Annotated in this window: 15 protein-coding genes; 10 read left to right on the top strand and 5 right to left on the bottom strand. The window is 42.3% G+C overall.

Translation table 11 applies throughout. The features are described from left to right. Window positions 1-11: 11 nt before the first annotated feature. The 7 genes from EYS08_RS18265 to EYS08_RS18235 all read left to right on the top strand — a co-directional run bounded on the left by EYS08_RS18265 (window position 12) and on the right by EYS08_RS18235 (window position 9,920). Window positions 12-1,121, top strand: a complete 1,110-nt coding sequence (locus EYS08_RS18265) for a fasciclin domain-containing protein (RefSeq protein WP_165456506.1) — start codon at window positions 12-14, stop codon at window positions 1,119-1,121. Window positions 1,122-1,136: 15 nt separating this feature from the next. Then, window positions 1,137-2,471, top strand: a complete 1,335-nt coding sequence (locus tag EYS08_RS18260) for a fasciclin domain-containing protein (protein ID WP_165456505.1) — start codon at window positions 1,137-1,139, stop codon at window positions 2,469-2,471. Window positions 2,472-2,473: 2 nt separating this feature from the next. Next, entirely contained in the window at window positions 2,474-3,481 is a 1,008-nt protein-coding gene (locus tag EYS08_RS18255) for a fasciclin domain-containing protein (protein ID WP_244215994.1), read from the top strand. Window positions 3,482-3,510: 29 nt separating this feature from the next. Further along, window positions 3,511-6,822, top strand: a complete 3,312-nt coding sequence (locus EYS08_RS18250) for a TonB-dependent receptor (RefSeq protein WP_165456504.1) — start codon at window positions 3,511-3,513, stop codon at window positions 6,820-6,822. Window positions 6,823-6,839: 17 nt separating this feature from the next. Next, a complete protein-coding gene (locus EYS08_RS18245) occupies window positions 6,840-9,008 on the top strand; it encodes an IPT/TIG domain-containing protein (RefSeq protein WP_131031458.1) in 2,169 nt (722 codons plus the stop codon). Between the two features lie 59 nt (window positions 9,009-9,067). Further along, window positions 9,068-9,361 (top strand): hypothetical protein, encoded by a 294-nt coding sequence (locus EYS08_RS18240; RefSeq protein WP_131031457.1) that lies wholly within the window; start codon window positions 9,068-9,070, stop codon window positions 9,359-9,361. Between the two features lie 304 nt (window positions 9,362-9,665). Continuing rightward, the gene (locus EYS08_RS18235) at window positions 9,666-9,920 is read left to right on the top strand and encodes a hypothetical protein (protein ID WP_131031456.1); all 255 of its coding nucleotides are present in this window, start codon (window positions 9,666-9,668) and stop codon (window positions 9,918-9,920) included. 348 nt (window positions 9,921-10,268) lie between these two features. Here the strand turns inward: EYS08_RS18235 and EYS08_RS18230 are convergent, their stop codons facing one another. The 5 genes from EYS08_RS18230 to EYS08_RS18210 all read right to left on the bottom strand — a co-directional run bounded on the left by EYS08_RS18230 (window position 10,269) and on the right by EYS08_RS18210 (window position 17,805). After that, window positions 10,269-11,549, bottom strand: coding sequence for a purple acid phosphatase family protein (locus tag EYS08_RS18230; RefSeq protein ID WP_131031455.1), 1,281 nt, complete (start codon window positions 11,547-11,549; stop codon window positions 10,269-10,271). A 6-nt stretch (window positions 11,550-11,555) separates the two neighbouring features. Next, complete coding sequence (locus tag EYS08_RS18225; RefSeq protein ID WP_131031454.1) at window positions 11,556-14,615, bottom strand: TonB-dependent receptor; 3,060 nt, start codon at window positions 14,613-14,615, stop codon at window positions 11,556-11,558. Window positions 14,616-14,724: 109 nt separating this feature from the next. Next, window positions 14,725-15,747: a FecR family protein gene (locus EYS08_RS18220; protein WP_131031453.1), complete on the bottom strand. Its 1,023-nt coding sequence runs from the start codon at window positions 15,745-15,747 to the stop codon at window positions 14,725-14,727. Between the two features lie 58 nt (window positions 15,748-15,805). Next, window positions 15,806-16,384: a sigma-70 family RNA polymerase sigma factor gene (locus EYS08_RS18215; RefSeq protein WP_131031452.1), complete on the bottom strand. Its 579-nt coding sequence runs from the start codon at window positions 16,382-16,384 to the stop codon at window positions 15,806-15,808. Between the two features lie 368 nt (window positions 16,385-16,752). Next, window positions 16,753-17,805 carry a transposase gene (locus tag EYS08_RS18210; protein ID WP_131031451.1) on the bottom strand — a complete coding sequence of 351 codons (1,053 nt, stop codon included), beginning with the start codon at window positions 17,803-17,805 and terminating at the stop codon, window positions 16,753-16,755. Between the two features lie 882 nt (window positions 17,806-18,687). Between EYS08_RS18210 and EYS08_RS18205 the strand changes: the two genes are divergently transcribed. The 3 genes from EYS08_RS18205 (at window position 18,688) to EYS08_RS18195 (ending at window position 24,253) form a co-directional block, all read left to right on the top strand. Beyond that, the gene (locus tag EYS08_RS18205; protein ID WP_165456503.1) at window positions 18,688-21,711 is read left to right on the top strand and encodes a SusC/RagA family TonB-linked outer membrane protein; all 3,024 of its coding nucleotides are present in this window, start codon (window positions 18,688-18,690) and stop codon (window positions 21,709-21,711) included. Between the two features lie 11 nt (window positions 21,712-21,722). Next, entirely contained in the window at window positions 21,723-23,270 is a 1,548-nt protein-coding gene (locus EYS08_RS18200; RefSeq protein WP_131031449.1) for a RagB/SusD family nutrient uptake outer membrane protein, read from the top strand. Between the two features lie 101 nt (window positions 23,271-23,371). Further along, window positions 23,372-24,253, top strand: a complete 882-nt coding sequence (locus EYS08_RS18195) for a sugar phosphate isomerase/epimerase family protein (protein ID WP_244215993.1) — start codon at window positions 23,372-23,374, stop codon at window positions 24,251-24,253.

Raw genomic sequence — 24,253 nt, 5'->3', positions numbered from 1 at the left:
ACATGATTTCAATGAAAAAATTAAATAATGTAAAGCATAGCAAACCGGTTTTACAAATAGGAAAAATGCTTTTTGCACTGGCAATGGCTTTACAGCTGCTTTTTTTTACAGGATGCAAACACGATGATTTATCGGTTGCCTTACCCAACGAAAATATTCGTCCGGCAGCCGATTTTATAAAGAACAATTATGAAATGCGCCTTTTTTATGCCGCACTCAAAAAAACGGGATATACCGAACAGTTAAACGGAGCGGGGCCCTTTACTGTATTTGTGCCAACCGACGAAGCTTTTAACCGCCAGGGTATTTACAGCACGACAGATTTTGACAAAATGAATGTCGACAGCTTAAAGAAAATAATCGGTTATCACATCCTGCCGCGTAAACTGATGGTAGATGATATGCCAAGCAATGGGATAGATATCCGTTACGCGACATTAACAGGACCAGAGTTATACCTTTCGCGTGCAGCTTTTAATCCCAATGGAGGTGTTGAAAACGAACTTTACATTGATGGGGTTGAGGTGATCAGGAAAGATGTGGTTTTAGCCAATGGTGTACTGCATTTATTGGATAACGTAATGAAACCAAACTACAATAAAACGGTGCAGCAGTGGCTTGCAGAACATGCCGATTATAGTGTGTTTGTTAAAGGTTTAAAAAAGTTTAACCTGTGGGATCAATTGGCTACAGGGGTAACCTTCACCATTTTTGCACCCAATAACAAAGCACTCGAAAATGTGGGGATCACAGATGTTTCGTTAAATACCCTTGAAGTTGATCAGTATTTGGGCGACCGGCTTTTTGGTGCTTATATTTTATACGACAGGCACTTTTTCATCTCCGATTCGCAGGTGTTTTCACTGATAAATTCAAACGGGGCCTATAACTATTTCCTCAAAAACGATAGCCATTACATGAATTTCGGAGGGGGAAAGTTATATCCAGAATTTAAACTGGGCTATGGCCTTACACTCCGAAGTGGTAACACCGTTTCGGATGTGATCCTGAACTCGGCAACCAGCAACCTGACAGCAAAAAACGATAACCTGTGTAGCAATGGCATTGTCCATCATTTGGTTGATGGATTGGTTAGGCCCGATCAAGCTATCAAGAAATAATATATCATCATGAATATGAGAAATTTAAAAAACTTTTGGGTATTCGTTTTATTGGCATGTATCCTTTTTTTAGGTGCCTGCTCCAAAACGGAATTTATACCCGATCCTGAAGGGGCCCAGGTCCCGTTTCAAAGCGATGCGACACAAACTGTAGAACAGCTGTTGACCGCTTCGCCTGCAAAACTGTTTTACAGTGCCTGGCAAAAAAGTAATATCAAAAATATCCTTAAGCAACAAGGAAGCAAAGTGGTATTTACGGTTTTCGCACCGAACGATGCTGCCATGCAGACTGCAGGTTTAAGTGCCAGTGCCATTAATCAGATGCCCGTAGAAGAATTGGATAGTTTGATGATGTTTTATACCACCATTGGCCCGGTAACCAAAGATGAACTGAAACTACGGAGCGATAATTTTATGGTCAAAAGCCTGTTGCTCCATCCTGGTTTGTATGTAAAATATTATGAAAACCCAGAGAGCAATAACCAATATGATTTATATTATTACAGGCATTATGTGGGGGTAAAAGGTAAAGATTTACTGATGAACGGTAAAAACGTAGGTAAAGTTAATTACCTGCCTGCAACCAATGGAGGCCTTTATGTGATGGAAAAAGCCATAGAAAGGCCTACCAAAACCATATTGGAAGCCTTAGAAGCTGATGGACGATTTACAATGTTCATCGAATCGCAACGCCTTGCAGATGAGTTTTACATCAATAAAATCGGTGCGGACCTGGAACCGCTTTTTGGATACCGTCCTGGCGACGAAGAAATCATGAGGGATTATGCCTATACCCGTCTTTATTATAAAAAAGATTGGGAAATAAATACCCCCATTTATCAAGGCTATATCGGGCCAAATATCACGGTATCTACTTTGTTTGCCCCAACTGATGAAGCCTTTCATCAGGCTGGATTTCAGACCATAGCTGATATCGTTAAATTCAATGAACGTGGGCAGGAAGGTATCCGTTTTGATGATAATACCTTTACGGCAGTAGGCGGTTTCCCGATGGATACGGTATACAATTTTCACCGTAACTGGGGTAGAATATTTCAGCCTGCCAGCCCTGGTGGCGATAAAACCGTTAATAACGCTACTGTATTTTATAGCAATGTACTGCGTCCGGCATTAAATAGCTATCCGGTTAATATCGGTGGAAACCCTCCGGTAGAATACGCCTATACTATGCCACTTGAATTTTCACTCAGCAACAACAGTGTTGTGTTAAAAGTAAAAGGTTCCGAATACCCTGCTGCAACAGTTGTTGATACCGATATCAATACCCTTAATGGACCAATACATGTGGTAGATCGCCTACTTTTCCCCAAAGGATTTAAACTCAAATAAACATGGCACAGCAATTTAACCGATACCATAAGAACACATTCTTTTCTTTATTGCTAATGGCCATTGTGGGTACCTCATGCAGTAAAGATGAAAATAAACTAAGCGATTACGACAACAATAAAATTAACCTCGTTATTGCAGATAATTTTAACCTTTCGGCCTTCAGTGCTGCTTTAAAACGCAGCGGACTTGATAAAACCTTACAGGAAGGTGCAGGTCCGTATACTGCTTTGGTGCCATCAGATGCCGCATTCTCATTGGCTGGTTATGCCAGCCCGGTAAGTGTGCTTACTGCAAACCCAACCATCATCTCGCGTATTGCGCAATACCATACTTTGGACGGAAAGTACGAGCTGAATAAACTGCCTTACCTTTTTAACCAGGAGTTACGCTCACGTGGAGGCAAGTTATATGCCACACACTGGATCAAGGGAACAGATACCGTACTTACATTAAACGGTTCACGCATTATCGCGCAGAATATCCCGGCTTCAAATGGATTGATCCAGGTACTTGATCGTGTTTTAAGTCCTTACCTACACGACCTCCTTGGCGATGCCGTTTCCGCTGAGCCGAGCATTACCCTTTTTACACAGGCTTTAAAAAGTTCTGGTTTGCTCGAAACCATTAATGGGGCAGGGCCTTATACCATTTTTGCACCGAACAACCAGGCCATGCAGGTAATGGGCTATTCCAGCGTAGAACAGGTCAATAATACTGATGTAGAGGTATTGAAACGCCTTGTAAATTACCATGTCGTAAAAGACAGAAGGTTTATTTACGATTATATCCTCAGCACGGGGTCATCCAACACCAGCAGTCAGGCCATGCTCGATGGCAATTCGGTAACCATGACTTTAACACCTGATCTCAATGCTCCTGGGAGTTTTAATGGCATTACATTGATGGGAATCGGAAATACAATGGCTGTTAAACTGGTTAAACAGGATATCCTTGCTGGAAATGGTGTATTACATATTATAGATGGTGCTTTACGGATTACCCAATAGGAAAACGCAAGGCAATTAAAATTAAACTGATGAAGAAATATATATATCCAACGCCCGTCTTTTTGCTGGAGAGGCTTTCTCTGCAACAGGCTGGGCTTAAAATAATCATGCTCTGCGCTTTGCTGTTCATATCTTTTTACGGTATGGCGCAAGAAACAAGCGGCTCCTTAACGGGGCAGGTTAAAGATACCAAAGGAATTGCAATACCTGGTGCAACCATTGTGGCTATTCACACCCCTTCGGGAACACGTTATGCCATCTCTGCCGATGTAGATGGGCGTTATTTTTTAAACAATTTACGTATTGGTTCGCCCTATACGGTAACCGTTTCTACCACGGGGATGAAAACCGAAGTGCTGGGCGATGTTGCGGTACGTTTAGGCGGAAGCCAGCAGCTTAACTTTGTACTGCAGGAGAATGCACAGGAGTTAAGTACGGTTATGGTATCGGGCAAGGCGAAACCGAAACAAAAAGCCGATACGTATGGCACAGGTAAAAACATCAGCGCCGAACAGGTGAAAAATATGCCTACCATTAACCGGAGTTTAACAGATATTACCCGCTTAACGCCACAGGGAAGCCGCGACAATAGTTTTGGCGGAACCAATTTCCGTTACAACAACGTAACCATTGATGGTGCGGTAAACAACGATGCTATTGGTTTTAGTCCTTCTTTGGGTGGACAGACGGGTACATCTGGTATGAACGGGAGCAGTACCCGCACCAATCCCGTTTCGTTAGATGCCATTGAGGATATGCAGGTGTACCTGGCTCCGTTTGATGTTAAGATCGGAAACTTTACCGGAGGATCTATCAACGCGGTGACCCGGAGCGGAACCAATAAAGTAAGTGGCTCGGTTTATGGTTTTGGCCGGAATGCAAGTATAACGGGTGACGATCGTGTAGGTGGCCTGGGTAAAATGAACAGCGACTTCGAGGATTATCAGGCAGGTTTCCGTATCGGTTTCCCGATTATTAAAAACAAACTGTTCTTTTTTAGTAATGAGGAGATTACCCATCGCCAGGATCCTACCCAGTTATACGTGGGTACAGCAGAAACAAGCCACATCCTGAGTGTGACGGATGCCGATTTAATCAGCAATGTGGTGAAAACCCGCTATGGCAATGTTTTCGATTCCGGGACCGCGGGAGTATATGCCAATTCGAACAAATCGCAAAAATTCTTCAACCGTTTAGATTGGAACATCAGCGATAAACACCAGCTGGCCATCAGGAACAATACCATTTTCAGTAAGGCCACCCACATGGACCGCGATCAGCAGGATTTCCGTTTCAGCAGCATGGCTTTTGAGCAGGAAAATAACCAGACCAGTACCGTTGCCGAGTTAAAAAGCCGTTTCAATAATGAACTTTCAGCTAATTTATTGGTAGGTTTTACCCATGTGAGCGATAGCCGCGATCCGTTGAGCGATCCTACATTACCACAGGTGCAGATTATGGGGCGTACACCCGGTACCACCATTTATTTGGGTACCGACCGTGAGGCGAGTATCTTCAACATGAAACAAAAAATCTGGGAGTTTACCGCAAATTTAAACTGGACCAAAGGGCGCCATAAAATCTTAGTGGGCACGCACAACGAGTTGTATAACATTCAGTACGGTTTTGTTAATGCCTGGAACGGCCGGGTAGATTACCAGAGCATCGAAGATTTTATCAGCAACAATCCTTACCGTGTTAGGGGCAGTTACAATTACGCCAATAACAGCAGAGATTACCTGTTGGCCAACCCAGCTGCCGATTTCAATGTAAACATGTACAGTTTGTATGTGCAGGATGAAATCAGGATTAGTGATAAATTAAGCATTACACCAGGTTTACGTGCCGATATGGTAAATCTGCCAACCATGCCAACCTTAAGCGATAAGGTAAAAGATATTATGGCCGATCCGAATTTTGGCAGTACCTACACTTACACACCGCTTAACCGCATTGAAAATAAGTTTTTAAATAAGGTGCAGTTGTCTCCCCGTGTAGGCTTCAGGTACGATGCGTTGGGCAATCAAAAATTGATAGTAAGAGGAGGAGCGGGCTTATTTACCGGGCGTATTCCTTTTGCCTGGTTAGCCTATGCCTATTACAATACGGGCAATAACTTTGGCGCTTTCGATCAACGGGCCGATCAGCAGCCATTTGCACCTGGTAGCGATGCCATTAAACCTAGTCCGAATGGAATTGGGAATTTTATTGAACAGAACGGTGCGGTGATCAATAACCCGAGCAGTGGCCGTACGCAGATCGATCTGGTTGATAATGGTTTTGTAATGCCACAGGTATTCCGTTCGAGTTTAGGAATCGATTTCGAAACCGAAAACGACTGGCGCTTTACAATTGAAGGAATGTATACCAAAAGCTTAAAAGATGTACTTTTTCAGCAATTGAATACAAAGGATAATCCACTGTATTATGGTTACGATAAAGAAAAACAACAACCGGTCTACAGTGGAACGGTTGATCCCCGTTTCTCCAATATCTACCTTTTAAGTAATACCAGTCAGGGCTATCGTTACAGCCTTACCGGAACCATAACCAAAACGTTTATAAAAGCCCTTAATATTACCGCTTCTTATACATATGGCGAATCGAAAGATTTAAGCAATGGGGTGCGTAACTCCATGGAAAGTAACTGGCAGTTAAGCCAGGCTTTGGTACCCAATAACCCGGCATTGAGCTATAGCAATTTCGATACGAGGCACCGCATTGTTTCCAGTATTGGCTATAACCACGAATGGGAAAAAGCAGGAAGAACCACTGTAAGTCTGTTCTTCAGCGCGCAATCAGGCAGCCCGTTTAGTTATGGTATTGTAAACAGTAGCATCCAGGGCTTATCGCAACAGGTAAGTCTGGCTTATATTCCATTGCGCGAAGAAGCCATTGGCTATTTTAAAGATCTTCCTGCGCAAACGGTAGCTCAACAGGCAGCCGCCTTTAACCAGTTTATTGATGGTAATGAATACCTAAGCAGCCGCAGGGGTAATTTTACAGAGCGAAACAAAGGGCGTACCCCATGGAATGTGCAGGCCGATCTTCACCTGGCACACGAGCTGTTTGTAAACAGCAGCAAATCGCAGTCGCTGAGCTTAAATGTGGATATCATCAACCTGACCAACCTGATTAATAAAACCTGGGGTGTACAGTATTTCTCGCCAAATACCTTTAATTCCACCAGTAGTATAGGTTTAACGCCGACCTTGTTCCCGCCACAGCAAAATGCAGGCAACTATCCGGTATTTACCTTCAACAACCCTGGTCAGCCTTATAGTATCGATTATTTTAGTTCGAGGGTGCAGATGCAACTGGGATTAAGGTATAGTTTTTAACATTGAAAATAAATCTTATGATCATTCAATATAAAAAGAGTTTAAGTATCGGATTGATGCTTTTCCTGCTGCTCATCATCGGAGCCTGTAAAAAGGATAAAACCGAAACTATTGCAGTAGCATTTAAAATAGACAGTTATTATCCAAACAGTGGTAACGCAGGTACCTTGGTAACCATTGCCGGAACAGGTTTCGGTACCGATATCAAACAATATTCGGCTGCCATTGCCGGTAAAGCAGCAGAAGTAATCAGTGCAACTGCCGAAGCTTTGGTGATTCGCATGCCCGAAGGCGGAACTACAGGCGCATTGACCTTAAAGTACGATACCCAAAGTTTTGATATCGGCCCATATACCTATCAGGATTTAACCATCACAACGGTATTGCCTGCAAACGGACCTGCGGGTTCGCAAATCAGGATAACAGGAGCAGGTTTTAGCAGTACAACCGCGCCTGCCACCGTTTTGATCAATGGTAAAACTGCGCTGGTGGTTAGCGCATCGGATAACCTGATTGTTGCCGAAGTACCAGCCGAAGTAGGCTTTGGCGCGATAATGGTAAAAGTGAACGGAAAAGAAGCAAAAGGCCAAAACTTTACCTACCAGGCTATTGATAACATTAAACCTTTAAGTGGTGGTAAAAACACAAAAGTAACCATTAACGGAACAGGTTTTGAGGAACTTGCCGCCGGAAATATAATCGATTTTAACGGTATTGCAGCTACCGTATTAGAAGCCAGCAAAGAAAAACTGGTTGTACTTGCGCCTGATGGATTGAAAACCGGGCCGTTATCGGTAAATATAAACGGGCAGAAAATTCCCGGACCAACTTTCACCGTAGTTGCTCCGCCATCTATTGGCATAGTTACGCCGTTAAGCGGACCAAAAGGTACAGAAATGACCATTTCAGGTACCTTGTTCAGTAACTCAGCGGATGAGAATAAGGTATTCATCAATGGCGTTTCCGTTCCATTAATATCGGCCTCTGCAAACCAGATTAAGCTGGTACTGCCAGGTGGAACCGGTAGCGGGAGCGTAAAGGTAGTGGTAAACGATCAGGCAACCGATGGGCCACAGTTTAAAGATCAAACCCTTGGTATTCTTTCGGTGAGTCCGGATAATGGCCTGGCCGGAACCACGGTGACTATTAAAGGCTCTGGTTTTAGTACCACCACTGCAGATAACAAGGTTTATTTTAATGGCATACTAGCCGCCGTAAAAACCGCAAGCGAAAATACATTGATCTTGGATGCTCCTGCAGGCTTAACTACAGGCAATTTAAAAGTAGTAGTAGCAGGCCAGGAAGCATTGGCACCGCAGGATTTTAAAAGAGCAGGTATGGTTACTTTAGCCGGGGGGCCAAACAGCAGTGCTTTTGGCAGCTTTATGGCAGGCATAGCGGTTGATAATAATGGTAATGTTTATGTAACAGACCGATCGAACAATGTGGTGAAAAAAATCGCTTCTAATGGTACGGTAAGTGTATTGCAGGCCAATGGTGCCGATATTGTTTTTGATACACCTTTCGGTATTGTAATCGACAAACAGAACAATATTTACGTATCTGATATTGGCCGTAACCACATTAGAAAAATAACACCATCAGGCCAAAACACCGTATATGTTTCCGGCTTTTCGCCAGGTTTGATGACATTTGATGCCGCAGGAAATCTTTATGTAAATATTAACGGTGCCTTTGCGGGGATGAACAGGGTAAATACCATTGGTGGCTTTTCAAAAATTACCGGACCGCTCTGGCCTATGGCCCACCCACTCGTAGATGCCTTAGGCAATCTTTATTATGTGGATTCGGGTTCAGCAAGCAATAATGCCATTTCATATATCGCATCTGGCGGATCGAATCTAACCAACTGGATAGGCTTTAGTGATCCAGGTTATCAGGATGGAATCGGAACCCAGGCTAGGTTTAATAGCATTGCAGGTGGTTTGATACCTTATGGTACAGGGCGACTGATCGCTGGCGACCGCCATAACTATGCACTCAGGGAGATTGATATTGCTTCCAAAAGAGCATCAACCCTCGCTAAATTTTCTTCAGGCTTTGCCGATGGAACACTGGCGGCTGCTAAACTGGGATCTATGGATGACATGGCGATAGATCAGGATGGAAATGTCTACATCCTGGATGCCGAGAATAAAGCAGTCCGGAAAGTATTTTTGAAATAAATTGATCTGATAATTAACCTGGGGAGAGGATAATGCTCCCCGGGTTTTAACAAAAATGAATGCAGGGGATTAATAGACGCCAGCATGAGCATTTAAAATGTCTGCTGATTAAACTGGAAGAAAACATTAAGGTTAAAGAGACTTATCTGATAGATGATGAAGATATACAGGTAAATAATGAACTTGAATCCATTAAATCTAAACGGCTGCAAATACAGACATTGTATGTAGAATACCTTAAGAAGCTTGCTGACATAGAGCTGCACATTGCACTTTATAGAAGAGTTTATACTGATGTTAGTGTTAACTTTGTAAGCAGCAGAATTAGAAAATTGAATAAAGTAGAAAGGTAGTCGCATATGAATTGCGCTGATAGACTATAGGCTGGCACCGACAGCCGTTACGATCCTTGTGATTACAAATTATTGTTTTCTGGCATTGGCTCATATTAATTCATACCAGAGATACATTACCGTTATTTTTACCAGCACTGGTAGGGCGGCGGTATGAAGAAGGCTATAGCCCTTCTGTTACAGCAAAATCTAAGGGAAACCAAAAACATTTGGTAAGCACAAGTTAATTTAACGTTAAACTGACGTTTAATATTGATGTAATGGTAATTTAACATTAAATTTATCATTGATTAACTTTGTGCCAATGAAATTCCCAGTCTTTCTGTATTATGAACTCTTGGTCAGACTCAACGAGTTTAGACCTGATATCGGTGATTTTCGCTCAGTTATTGCTTCCGATTCACATTCGGTACTCACAACAGGTACAGGATTATTAGAGATACCATCAGAGCTGATGTATCGGCAGTTTAACGATCCGAACACGGTTAGTAAAGAGGAAATTCGGAAGCTTGCGGGTAATTTCCGGTTCCATCATGAGTATCAAGACGTGGCCGGGTAGGTTAAGGGTGTATCATACCCAATGATTTCTTGGGATTAGCGGGAAAAAGCAAAGTCCGGAAAAAAGTCCGGACATTACAATTCAAATAAACTTTTACTAACCAAATTATGATGCCGCGAAGATAAGGGCGTATTGTTATCCTATTGTTATAGCTGTATGAATTTCTGATGATCTTGAATGTGGACTGCCCCGCGGATCAACCGCTCATGTATTGAAATATTATGTATAGACTTATAGTTTTATTATGTAAATATATTTCATGATGGTTGACCATCTTGGTATTAAAGGTTATGAATATGAAAAAGAGGCCGATTATACAGCCTCTTCTTTGATTTTGGGTGATAGAAATTAATTCTTTGTTCTCAGGTCTGTAAATTCAGCTGCCCTGTCTTTTGACTTTTTCTTTAGTTTAAAAGCGTCGAAAACTTCACCAGAGGCCTTGTAAGCGGTATAAGTCAGCACGTCATGGTCTACTGAGATAATCTGGAAAAGCTGTGTGTCTTCTGCAAAGATGTCCATCCATTTCGGGTTTACGTCTACTTTGTACATTTTTGGTCCTGCAACCGATACCACGTACATCGGCCCACCTGCTTTCCCTGAAATACCTGTCGGAAGGTTCTGACCCCGGCTATAGGTGTGGTCGTGGCCCTGTATCAGTAAATCGACATGATATTTATCGAACAGCGGTTTAAAAATCTCTCTGAATTCTTTGTTATCCCTTCCTTTTGCCGTAGAATAGATAGGATGGTGGTAGGTAACCATTGTCCATTCTTTAGGATTGTTCTTTAATACATCTTCTAACCATCTGGCCTGTATTTCGAGCGAGTTTGAATCCAATACGATCATCTGAGAATTGAGTGAGATGATACGGACGTTTGAATAGTCGGTATAATAAACGGATTCTTTCAAGCCTTCAGGTCCATTTTGCGGCAACGTATACTGCGCTGCCCAATGTGGGTCAAGTGTAAGCGTTTTTTGCTCGTCCCTAAAATATTCATGGTTACCCGATGAAGGGATACTTGGGATCATTCCATTAATGAAGCCACCTCCAAAATGCCATTCTCCCCACTCATTGTCGTTATTAGAACGGTTGATCAGATCACCGGCATGTACGATAAACCTTGCCTCTCCCTGGCTGGCAAAAGCCCGTCTGATTACCCTCGACCATTTTGATCTGATATCGTTCTGTGCATCGCCCAGGTAGATAAAAGAAAAGGCCTTGGTCTGCGCTGGTCCCGTCCTGAACTGGAACCATTCGCTCCAGTTTTTGCCATCGCCGACACGGTAGGTATAGATTTTGTCGGGGAGGAGAGATGTAAAAGTTACGCTATGGTAATTGGCCGTTTCATATTCCTTTCCCTTTAGTGATGAGGTAACCGCTTCATATACTTTTGCCTCCGGCTTGTCGAGCTTGGGAGAACTATCTTCGATCAGTATCTGAGCCATGCTTTTTTTAATGGTACTGTCTGTACGCCAGGTTACCGATTGTGTTGTGGCAGGATCTGCAGACCAGTTGAGTATAATCCTATCAGGCATTGGGCCAGCTTTGAAATCCTGCGCATTGCTGATCTTTGAAAAAGAGCAGATTAAAGTAATGCTACATAAAATTTTTGTTGTTATAAAACGCATAATAAACTAGTGAAAAGGTGTGTATTTGAAACCGATATTGGCCCAGGTTGAATAATATTTATGGTCGTTAGGGCGGCCATCGCCATAATCCAGGATGATCTGCGCATTGTTTATATTGCTGATGCCCATAAAAAGTGAAAAACTTTTGCTTATTTTTTGTGATGCAGAAAAATCGAGCTGTGCCCTGCCTTTTTCCATCAGATCGTTTTCCTGTGTTTCGGCAAGTTCGCTGATAAAAGTGGCATAGAAATTCAGTGATATCCGTCCGGAGAAACCATATTTCTCATAAGAAAGAGAGGCATTGCCGACCTTTGGCCGCATAGAGGGTAGACGCACTGTCCGATCGCTGGTAATACCCGGCAGTTTAAATTTTGATTGTATCTGCGTAAAGTTTCCATATATACCAAACCCATTTAAAAAGCCCGGTAAAAAGGTAAGTTGCTGTTGCCAGGCTATTTCATAACCATATACGTGGGCATTTGCGCCGTTTACCGTTTGGGTAACCTGATATTTATCAAACTGACCGCCAGCTTGTGTGTAGATGCTTTCGTAAATATAATTGTTGATGTTCTTATAAAATATGCCTCCTGAGATAAGCCCCAACGATTTAAGGTAGTGCTCGAAAAGGAAATCCACGTTTGTTGAAGTTGCCTGATCGAGATCGGGGTTTCCGATTTTCATACGTTTTCTCCGAGTTTCAATTTCTTGCCAGGGTACCAGATCATAGTAACCCGGGCGAGACAAGGAGCGTGTAACTGCCGCCCTGAAATTGGTGCGCTGGTCTAGTGCATATTTAAGGTTCAGGCTCGGAAAGAACCCAGAAAAATCAGACTTGACCGCAACTTTATTGGTGCTTACATATGCGCCTTTGTCATCAAATGAAACAATATTTCCATTGTATTCAAAGCCTGTGCGTTCATACCTTAGGCCGGTAATAATGTCGAGTTTGTTTAAGGTAAGCTTGCCCATTACGTAGCCTGCGCCAAGGGTTTCTTTTCCGTTGTATGAATCCGGGTCGGTATTCTGACGGATGTAGGTTTCATTGTCAACAAACAGTGCCCTGTTGTTCTGGTAATATTGTTCCATTAAATAACCATCTGAGATGGCTCCGGATAAGTTGTAGTTGCCATCAAAATACTTCTCTCTCGAATAATTCCCCAGAAAATTGGACAGCGAAAGGGTGCCGGTTTTTAAGGTGTATTGGTAGTAGCTCCGGGTATGATCGTCTTCCTTGTATTTATAGCGGCCACCGAACTTCAGCACAAATTTATTTTTTTCACTTAAATCGAATGTTCTTTGGATATTAAGTGAACCCTGGCCATCCTTATCATGCGCAATCTGGTGGCGGTTGGTGTAATAATTGGTTGTGTATTTCGAAGGGTCGTTCGGATCAACGCTGCCGAAATCGAACTGTGGTGCCCTTGGGTTGGAGACATCCAGTCCGGCCGATAGCCCGGTGTAGGCAAAATAACCGTCAAAGTAAAGTGGCTGGTCATATAGTCCGCTGGAAAAGGTCAGGTCTGCGTCTGCTTTCCAGTTATTGAAATCTGTTTTATAGCCTAATGAGAAACTGGTCAGGTTACGGTTGTAGTTTCTTGGCGTTCCGCTTGAGCCGATGCTTACGCCGGTTACATGCTGCTCATCTGTATAATCCCTTATGCTATAGCTTTTTGTGCCCCTGGTCTGTAGCTCGTAATATTTGTTGAATGATCCCCTTAGGTAAATCTGACTTTTTTGGGTAGGGAAGTAGTCAATTTCAGCCTGCAGACCCAAGTTTTCTCTTTTGATATCGGTGCCTTCCAGCTCAAGATTGGATAACATGGTTTTCTCCACACCGTTAATCTCATAGGTGTCGTAATCTTTCTGCACACGGTCTTCACCACGGAAGCTTTTGCTATAGTTAATGCCAAAAAGATAGGCCCATTTATCGGCCCTTTTTCCGTAAGTGAGCGAGCCATCAATGTTCTGTTTATCCAATAAGAAATTATGTCCAAAAGATCCCTTTAAATTTAGCTGTTTTTCTCCCTTTTTTGGGGTTTTGGAAATAATATTGACCGAACCTGAAGTTCCATCGGCATCCATATCGGGTGTTAAGGTTTTGTTTACTTCTATAGCCTCAACCGTTGATGATAGGATGCCGTTAAGGTCAACTTCTCTTGAGCTTGTAGAGGTAGAGGGTAATCTGTTCCCGTTTAATGTTACCGAGCCCATTGATTGATCTAGTCCCCTGATGATAATATTGCGCGGAAGGCCATAGCTGTAGTCCATAGCAATTCCCGGTACACGCTGCATGGCCTCACCTACGGTCGCATCAGGAAAACGTTCTATCTGCTCTTCCGACAATACATATTTTATATTGTCTGCATTGCGCATATTGCTTAAGGCAACTGCTTCGCCACGGCGTATACCACTGATTGTGATACCTTTCATATCGTTGCTCTCTGCAGAAAGAAATAGATCTATGCTTGATGGTTTTCCATCTCCAACAGCAATGGTATAAGCCATGGTGCTATAGCCAATATAGTTTACCGTTAAAATAACCTCGCCAGGCTTTATATTGTCTATAATAAAGTAGCCGTTCACATCTGTTATTACTTTCTGTCCAGTACTTTTTAAGGTAACAGTGGCATATGGCAGTGTTTTTCTATTTTCTTTATCCCGGACATAACCTACAATGGAGCCTGGTTTAACGATGGCTTTTTTCTGTATTTTGTGTTTTAGGATAACCGTCATGCCGTCTTCAACCATCGTTAAGCTATAATGTTCCAGAACAGGAGAGAGGATTGTCCGTGCGGTTTTTTCGTGCTGTTTTACCGAGATTTTCTCCCTATTGAGTTCGTTGTTGGTATAAATAAAGCTTACTCCGGTTTTTTGTTCTATCTGTTTGAGCAGATCTGCAAAAGCAATGTTATTTGCGGTTAAGCTGATCTTTCTATCCAGACCTACCTGTCCGCTTACCGCCGCGGCCTGCAGAAGTTGGAGAAAAACAATAGAAAGTGTAGCATATATTAAGCTTGTTCGCATAATTAATTTCATAAGGCCGTCAGCCCCACTAAATTTTTTCATAAATTTGGGTGTGTTTAAATTTCAGATTTATTCATTATTTTCTCAAGGCGCAGGTTCGTAGCCAGCGTATGAGCATCAGAGCCGTTTCCCTCGTCCGGAAGCGGTTTTTTTATTCTTTACATATTGTGCCTCCTTCTACATAAATAGTTCCATTGATCTGGTTTGATGTTATGTTCATAGCGGTATGTAGTGTCTTTAAAATGACAGAGAGCGGCTTGTTCTCAAATCTGGCCGTTAGCTTGCAGGAGCCATTGGAGAGTCGATCGGTAGAAAAATCGACATTGAACCGCCTTGATAGTTCATCAAATACTTCTTTTATTGGACGTTGTTCGAAAACAATAAGTCCTTTCTGCCAGCCATTAATGTCGCTGATAGCTATTTTTGATCTGGTAAAAGCTTTACTGGTTTTGTGGTAGATCAACCTGTCCGCTGACAATAAGAATATGGGATCAGCTGTTTCTGTCGCATTTTTAGTATTTACACCTATTTTTCCTGAGTTAACTGCTACAGCAACAGCTGACTCATTTGGATAGGCCCTAACATTAAAAGCTGTTCCGTAAACAGTGGTTTTGATACTATCGCTCTCTACAACAAAAGGGTGCTGGCTATCATGCTTTACCTCAAAATAAGCCTCACCAGAAAGTCTGATGTTCCGTAGGTGCTGGCTATTGAAATGATCTGGATAGGATAGTGTGCTGCCTGCATTTAGCCAAACATTAGAGCCATCTGGCAGGTTAAGGGCAATAACCTTGCCTGCATCTGCAGAGATTGTTTTCCAGGTTATCTGTTCCCGGTGATCAGCCTTGCTGAATGGAAGAAGTTCTAAACCAGCAATTACTATCGTCATAACCAGGCTGGCGGCAATCCCATAGGCCCATAATTTTTTGATTATTGTTCTTGAATTTTCCTGTATTGGTACTACAGGAGCTATTTGCTCCCGTAGCTGTTGCGGGATCACTTGCGTAATTTCTGGCTCCAAATGCCCGCTTAACAACCATAGTGTTTTTACCTCTTCAAATTTCTGTGCATTAATTAGGTCTTCTGCTAGCCAGCGATCCAATGATCTTTTTGATTCTGCTGTTTCATCGGCATTTAATCTCTTGATCATGTCCGTCCATATCTGATCTTCCATATTTGTTGTCTTCAGGGGTAAAGACAAAAATCGGCTCCTAAATTACGGGCCGTCTTTATTAAGCTTCAGTTAACTTTTCGTAAATTGAATGTTTGCATTCCGCATGGATGTAACTCATGCTTTTGGATAAATGGTCCTCTACAGTTCTGGTCGATATCTCTAATAGGTCTGCTATTTCTGCATAGCTGAATCCCTCTATCCGATGCATCCTGAATACCAGTTGCCTTCTTGGTGGGAGAGTGGATATGACTTTTTGAAGGAAATCCAGTTTTTCTGAAGATACCTGCGGGTTTATGGAAAATACGACAGAGTCTGATGCCCTGATGAGCTCTTCGCTTTCGAGATATCTGAGCGGAGTTCTTCTTAGAAGCGATAGCTCATTCAGACAGGCGTTTTTAACGGAGCGGAAGAGGTAATTTTTGATGTTTTCGACGTTACGGGGGCTAGACCATATTTGGAGAAATAGGTCATTCACAATACTCTGGGCTGCATTCTCATCCTGAAGATAATATATCGCATACCTGTGCAATATGGTATTCCATCTTCCGTATAATAGTTCGAAAGTAGAAATACTAAGCATTGCCGGTAGGGCTTCCCCAGGATCTGTAGTGGAATTCAAAAGAAATTTTATTTGCAAAACTTGCAAAAACGTATTAACAGCGCATTAATTGAATATTATGTTTAAAGCTCGCATGTGTATTTCAGCGAAAGTGATCCTCCCCACTATTGATGGTAATTATGATAATTGAAGGGGGTAATGAACCTTAAGAATCTAATTTTCTCTTCTACTGATGTATTTAAGATTATTTCGGTAGATAATCAGGCTGATCAGATAGATATGTACATTCAAAGCCGGCAGAAAATTTATTTATGTCCGAACTGCCCTGAATCTTCCATTAAATAACATAGGTTGCACGAGAAAATTTAATGACTTACCCACCTTTGGAAAGGCTTGTAAGATCTTTCTGAAATCTCGTAAATATTATTTTGATTGGTCTTAACTGGTCAAGTCGGCAGGTCAAGATCGGTAGTCGGTCTGTATTCATGTTTTTTTTCATACAATCTATTGTTTTTTACACAGGAATATACCCTTGCAGCGATTTTTAATCGGATTGCATTGAGTACTGACATTTTGTGTTTTCCTTCTATATCCATTTTACGGTGATAGTAAGCCTTGATGTCTGGGATAAACCTTTTGGCTAGAACGGCGGAGCAATGTAGTAGTGCTTTCATTTTTTTGTTGGCAATCTTTGATGTCCGGGTTTTCTTACTGACTGTGGTTCCCGATTTATAAGGGAAGGGCGCTACTCCGGCGTAAGATGCAAACTGTTTAATGGTCCTTACGTTTTTGAATTCGTTGGTGCAGATGAGGATTTCCAGGGCGACCACGGGCCCGACACAGGGCACTGACTGGATCAGGGTCATCAGCCGGTTAGTTTCTTCATCCGCTTTCCATGTTGCCTCGATCGAATCTTCAACATCCTGTATATCCAGTCTGAGTGCATCGATACTCCTGGAACAGAGTCTGTTGTTCTGTTCGATCAGGCCTTTCTTTACAAAACCTGTATTTTCTTTTAAGGGTACCCGCATAGCGATATGAAGGGATTGTAACCGCTTTCTCAAGGTGGATAAACCGGCCAGCTGTTCGATGATCGGCCGCTTTGGTACTCTTAATCTTAATATGTCCCTGGATTTGTAGAGGTACAGCGCGATTCTTTCAGCATCTTTTTTATCGGTTTTGCCCCTGATTAGGCCCAAAGAATTTTTAACGCGAAGAGGGGAGTCGACGACAGTATCGATTTTAAGTGTCTTCAGTTTGTTGATCAGGTGATTGCCATAGATTCCTGTATCTTCCATGCCAACAACGGCATTTCTGGTGGTAAACTTCAAAGAAGCTTTCAGGTTTACCATATGATCCTTGATCGCTTTTGGTTCATTGGATATGGTATTGTGGACCAAAATAGATCTCCGAACCATGACAGCGATATCCAGGGTTTCTTTTGATATGTCGATCCCGATGAAATAGACATAGCTTTTTGTCTTATTCAATGTATCCATAGGTGACGGTTTTATTTCCCATCTTAAACGGCCAGGTGTTTTCTACAATTTAGGTCTTACCTAAGCAATAAGCCTGACTCACCTGACCGTTCATTTAATCTGTGCTGACCATTAACTTATCAGGCCTCTTGCTAGCTGATGGGTCTTTCCTGAACACGCGCTTAAGTCTTTTCCCGATAATCGTGATGAACCGATTAAAATTTTGATGGGACTTGATTTCAAATCCGGTTTATTCAATATTGGCAGTTCCGGTCGCTTTTTAACAAATTTAGACATCAATGGTGATTTAATCAATTTAGTTTTTTTAAATATTACCTGCTCAGGCCGCGGAGTGTTCTTGGGGATTTGGTGCTGTTCTGATCGGGAGGTCAGGGGTGTAAGATGATGGTGAGGGGAAGGTTGGGAAACTAATGATTTGAATGTTTATAGGTGGTTGGTAAAGGTTCTGGTTGCTACATTTCTTTAAATATGCGTAAATCTTTAAAAAATTAACTGTTCCGTTGAGGCTCCCATACAGCTGTGCGCTGTAGGTACTTATCTGCAAAACTTAATGTAAACAAGGGGCGAATCTTACTCAGGAGCAGGATTATACGACTAAAAGGGACGAACCAAATATCTTTTTTTAAACCGTCAGTCTGAATATAGCCTTCGCAATCACAGATTCCCTCGGGGACTTAGATTTTAAATATAGTGGTTTGGAGCACATTTCGCTTTATTCAGGCCTATTCTGCCTGATAATTCTATACCCAGATTGATGTGATCATATTGTCTATGTTTTGGTGGTGATTATCCATTTATCCTATTTTATTTTCATTGTAAATTTAACCACACTAATCAAATATATTTTTTATGTTAAATTATATTGTAAAATCCTTGCCCAAAATGGCGCCTTTACTGATGTTTTTGGCGTTAATACAAGGTAGCCAGCTTTCGGCCCAGGAGCTGGTAACAGCATCAGGGAAAGTTACGGGTAAAGATGATGGAATGTCCATCCCAGGTGTTTCTGTCAAAGTAAAAGGAGCTACGACAGCAACCTCTACTGATCCGGATGGTAAATTCAGTTTCAAAGTTCCAACAGGTGCTATCCTTGTTTTTTCTTCCCTTGGTTATGGCAGTACTGAACGGCCGGCGGCTGCGGGCATGAATATCGTTTTGGTGGCCACAACAAGCGAACTTCAGGAAGTTACTGTAGTGGGAGCAACCATTAAAAAGGGCGATCTGACAGGTTCGGTAAGCAGTGTTGGAGAAAAGGTAATTAAAGAAATGCCCGTAACCAATATCAATCAGGCCATTCAAGGGCGTGTTGCCGGCGTGTTGGTGCAGAGTAATGATCCCAGGCCCGGTGGCGCTGTATCCATTAAGGTGCGCGGAAACAACTCTATACAATATGGTTCAAACCCTATTTATGTTGTAGATGGTCTGGTGATCGAAGAGGCATTAAATACCATCAACCCTGACGATATTTCAAGTATCGACATTTTAAAGGATGCATCTGCAACTGCAATATATGGTTCAAGAGGTGCGAACGGTGTGGTGCTTATTACCACTAAAAGGGCCAAAAATGGCGATGGGAAAATAGAATACAATGGGTGGTATGGCGTACAGTCGTTCAACAAAAACATTCCATACCTAAATGCCCAGCAGATTGCCGATTTACGTATCGATGCTTATGCCAACAAATATATGGACGATAATCCGACTGCAGACCGTCAGACATATATCAATTCATTGTTGGGTACAAACTCTGTAGCATTCAGTCAGGATGAACTGGGTGTGTACCGTAGCGGACAATCCTACAACTGGCTCGATGAAATTACCCGCACGGCTATACAACAAAACCATACGGCAACATTTTCTAAAGGCGGTCCGGATGGTGCGGTATATGTGAGTTTTAATTACACTGATCAAATGGGGCTGCTGAAAACCTCCAACTATAAACGTTATGGCGGTCAGATTAATCTCGATCAGAAAATAAAACCCTGGTTAAAAATTGGTACCAATACCAATTTCTCCCGCACCGAAGAATCCTATATCGATGGAGGTGTGTTCGGTATCGCTGCCAATGCGAATCCGCTTTTACCCATCAATGATCAGATTACCTACTTAAGCTGGAAGGGTATTCAAAGTACTGATCTATACAATCCTATCAGAAGTTTAAATATTGATGGTAAAGGCAATTTAAACCGTTTATTAACCAATAACTATGTTGTGGCTACCCTCATCCCGGGATTAAACGTACGCTCGAGTATAGCCCTTGATGTAAGGAATCAAAATTATTACAACTACATTCCCAAAAGTTTAGGCCAGTCGCTTAGAAACTCGACCAACGGCAGTGCCACACAGAAAAAAGAAAGTTGGGTAAACTGGCAGTGGGATAATTCGATTTCATATGATAAAACCATTGGCAAAAATAGCTTCTCGGGTATCCTGAGTTTTGGATTGAGCCAGAACAACTACAATTATAACCAGGTAAATGCATCAGGCTTTGCTACTGACGATTTTTCTTACAAATACCTGGGCGGGGCTTACCTGAAAGATCAATTCCAGTTATCTTCTGATTTTGTAACCAACTCACTGATCAGCTACGTGGCCAGGTTCAATTACAGTTACGATAATAAATATTTTGCAACCCTTACCGGAAGGTACGATGGTTCCTCAAAATTTGGTAATGGCAACAAATGGGGACTTTTTCCGTCACTTTCACTAGCATGGAATGTTGCAAACGAAGATTTTTTCAAGAATATCAAAGCGATCAATGTGCTTAAAATCCGGGCAGGTTACGGTATAGCCGGAAATCAGAAAATCGATGATTTTGCCTACCGTTCCCTTTACCGTCCTGTATTTACCAATGGGTCTGTTACCTATGTGTCAGATGGCCGTTTGGGGAATCCGAATCTTGTTTGGGAAAAGCAAAAACAACTTAACCTAGGACTGGATATCGCCATTTTGAATAATAGACTAACTTTTAATGCCGATTATTTTCTGATCCACAACAACGACTTGTTGATGAGAAGAACGCTGTCAACCACATCGGGATTCAATAATACCATTGCCAATGTAGGCTCATTGCTTAATCAGGGATTCGATTTCAATATTAACGGCGTCATACTAAATGGCAAGGATTTAAAATGGAACATGGGCGCCAATATTTCTGCCTATAAAAGTAAAATCACCAAACTCTATGGTAATGTAGATGCCATTTATAATTATGGCGGATTTACCGGAGTGGAGATCCAAAGGGAAGGTAACTTCTTCCTTAACCAGCCGCTTAATTCTATTTACACCTATAAGTTCGAAAAAATTGCACAGCAATCTGATATGGTACGTGTCCAGGGAATTGATTATGGCGGCCGCACCATTCGTCCGGGGGATATTGTTCCGGTTGACGTAAACGGGGATAAAAAGATAGATGATGCAGACCGTATTGTTGTAGGGAAAAAAGATCCTAAATTTTACGGAGGTTTCTTTACCGATGTGACCTATAAAAATCTTACACTGAACGCGGTTTTCAATTATAGTTATGGTGGCAAGGCCATCAGCGGACTTTACGAAGGCCTATTAAACGGAACAGGTGAATATTCGGGCCATGAAGACGAACTTAACCGCTGGACACCGGCAAACACTGAATCCAACATTCCGAGAGCTTATACCGGAAGTGGCCGTTATAGTGTTGGAGAAACCGACTATGCTGTACAGAATTCATCTTATTTAAGGATGTCGGCCTTAACGCTGGCCTATAATTTTACGCAGGACTTTATGAAAAAGGCGAAATTAAGCAATCTACGTGTTTATGTTACCGGTAGGAACCTGTTAACCGTAACCAAATATAAAGGTTATGATCCTGAAGGGGGTGATGGTTATCCAACTTCAAAAATGTTTGTTTTTGGTATTAATATTGGACTTTAAGAGAAATTATAATGAAAAGGAAATACAGTTTGATCATGCTTGCCTTATTGGTAATACTAAGCGGGTCGTGTAAAAAATTTATAATAGAAGAACCACAGACCGCCCTTACCGAGGAGCAGGTTTTTAAAAGCCTCGATAATATCGAACCTTTGGTGTTGGGCCTGTATACCAGTTGGCGCAATACCAAAAAAGATAGGGGAGGTTTTGTCTTCACCCTGGGCACCGATGAAGCACAACAAGGCGCTTACCAGGTTAGAACCGACGACCGTCAGGCAGGACTCGACCGTTATAATGGCTTCTTAACTGCAAGCAATACAGCACTCGCCGAGCAATGGAACAGCCGCTGGCCTGTGATTTCTGCAGCGGCTAAGGTAATTTATGCCTTAAGCCTGAATACGGAAGACCCCGAACGCAAAAACAGGATTTTGGGTGATGCTTCTTTTATCAGGGCGGCGCTTAATTTTGAAATGAGCCAGTATTGGGGCGAAATACCATTGATAGATCAGGCAAAATTTGCTGAATATGGTACTAAACGTCAACCTTTAACATTAGTGTACAGTAACATCGTTTCAGATCTCGAAAATGCAGTAAAATACCTGCCTGCATCGCAAACCGACAAGCGTAAAGCCACTAGGGGTGTGGCATTGGCGCTATTGGGCAAAGTATACATGTATGCACCTGTTAGTTCTGGAGTACGCGATTTTGTCAAAGCAAGAGATACTTTTAAACAGATCGTAGATGCAGGTACATACCAGCTGGTAGACAATTACGCCGACCTTTGGAATCCTGCAAAACCCAACAGCAGTGAATCTATTTACGAATTTCAGTTCAACAATGTTTATCCGGACAATAACCAAACCCAATGGCAAATGGGATCGAGATCGTTGGCCGAAATCGATCAATATGCTTATTTTGGCGGTTATGACCTGATGGTGCCAACGCAATATTGCTATAAAGATGCAACTGCAGGAGGACTCTGGGAAGCTGGAGATGTTAGGAAAAGCGAAAGCATCCGGTACGATTTTACCTATAAAGGAAATATACCTGTGTTAAACCCAGCCTTTGGCGGGGATGAACTCGATCCACATGTTAAAAAATATGAAGATATCAGAACAGACGGTTCTTTGAGCTTCTGGCTTTCGGGCAAGAATATTTTTTACCTGCGCTATTCGGATGTGCTTTTGTGTTATGCCGAAGCTTTGAATGAAACCGGGGCGACCGCACAAGCTGTTGATCTTGTGAATACAACCGTAAGAAGAAGGGCCTGGAACAACAATCTGCCTGATGATAAAAAATGGAGCGCAGCAATGTCACAGCAGGATTTCAGAACAGCTATTATGGACGAACGCATGCGTGAACTTTGTTTTGAGGGATGGAGAAGGATGGATCTGATCAGAACAGGGAAGCTGGTAGACCTTGTGAAAACCCGTAACAAATGGACAAAAGAGAGCGGCTCTGTTCAGCCTTTCCACAATCGCTACCCAATTCCGCTACAGGAAATTAAACAGAATGACGATATATCCGAAGCAGATCAAAATCCGGGATATTCCAATAATTAAATAATCTTCAATTCACAAAAGCCGCTGATATGCAGCGGCTCATAATTAAAATCGATAGACTCTATCCCTTGCAGCCTATTATAAATAATTCAATATACAATATGAATTTTCACAAACACCAACTTTCCCGCCTGGTTTATGCTATGGGACTTCTATTGATTACTGTAGCCGCTGGCTGCAGGGTTATAGGTGTTACCAGGACCTCTACAAGGGGTTACCAGGAAGAACGCCTGGGCTGGAAATTGGGAACACAGGCATTTACTTTTAACAGATTCAGTTTTATGGAGGCCGCGGCCAAGACGGATAGCTGTAAATTAAGTTATATCGAAGCCTTTCCCGGACAGGAAATAGGAGGAGGGATTCCCGGGAAAATGGACTACCGTATGGAGCCGGCCAAGAGGGTCCTTATTCTTGGACAGCTTAAAAAATACCATGTAAAAATGGCCGCCTTTGGTGTTATCGGAGCGGACAATAAAGCAGATTGGATTAAAATATTCGAGTTTGGGAAGGCAATGGGGTTAGAGACGATAACAGCAGAGCCGGAGGAGAAAGATATGCAACTGCTCTCAGACCTCTGTGAGCAATATAAAATAAATGTTGCGATCCATAATCATGCTAAACCTTCCAGATATTGGAACCCTGATATCATTCTGAATGCCATTAAAGGAAAAAGCAAGCGCCTTGGGCTGTGCGCAGATCTCGGACACTGGGTCCACTCAGGCCTTGACCCCTTTGATTGTATAAAAAAGGCTGAAGGCCATGTACTCCACCTGCACATGAAAGATATGAACGGAAAGGATGAAAATGCACACGATGTGCACTGGGGAACCGGCGCCACTAACGTTGATGCGATCGTTAAAGAATTAAAAAGACAAAAATTTAAAGGCATCATATCTGCAGAATATGAGTATAATTGGGATAATAATACAGCTGATGTTGCAAAAAGCGTTGCCTATTTCCGCGAATCTGTTCAAAAACCTTAA

It is taken from the genome of Pedobacter kyonggii (assembly GCF_004310665.1).
Taxonomy (GTDB): domain Bacteria; phylum Bacteroidota; class Bacteroidia; order Sphingobacteriales; family Sphingobacteriaceae; genus Pedobacter; species Pedobacter kyonggii.
The sequence above is the reverse complement of the archived record's forward strand: the minus strand, read 5'-3'. Positions and strand labels throughout refer to the sequence as shown.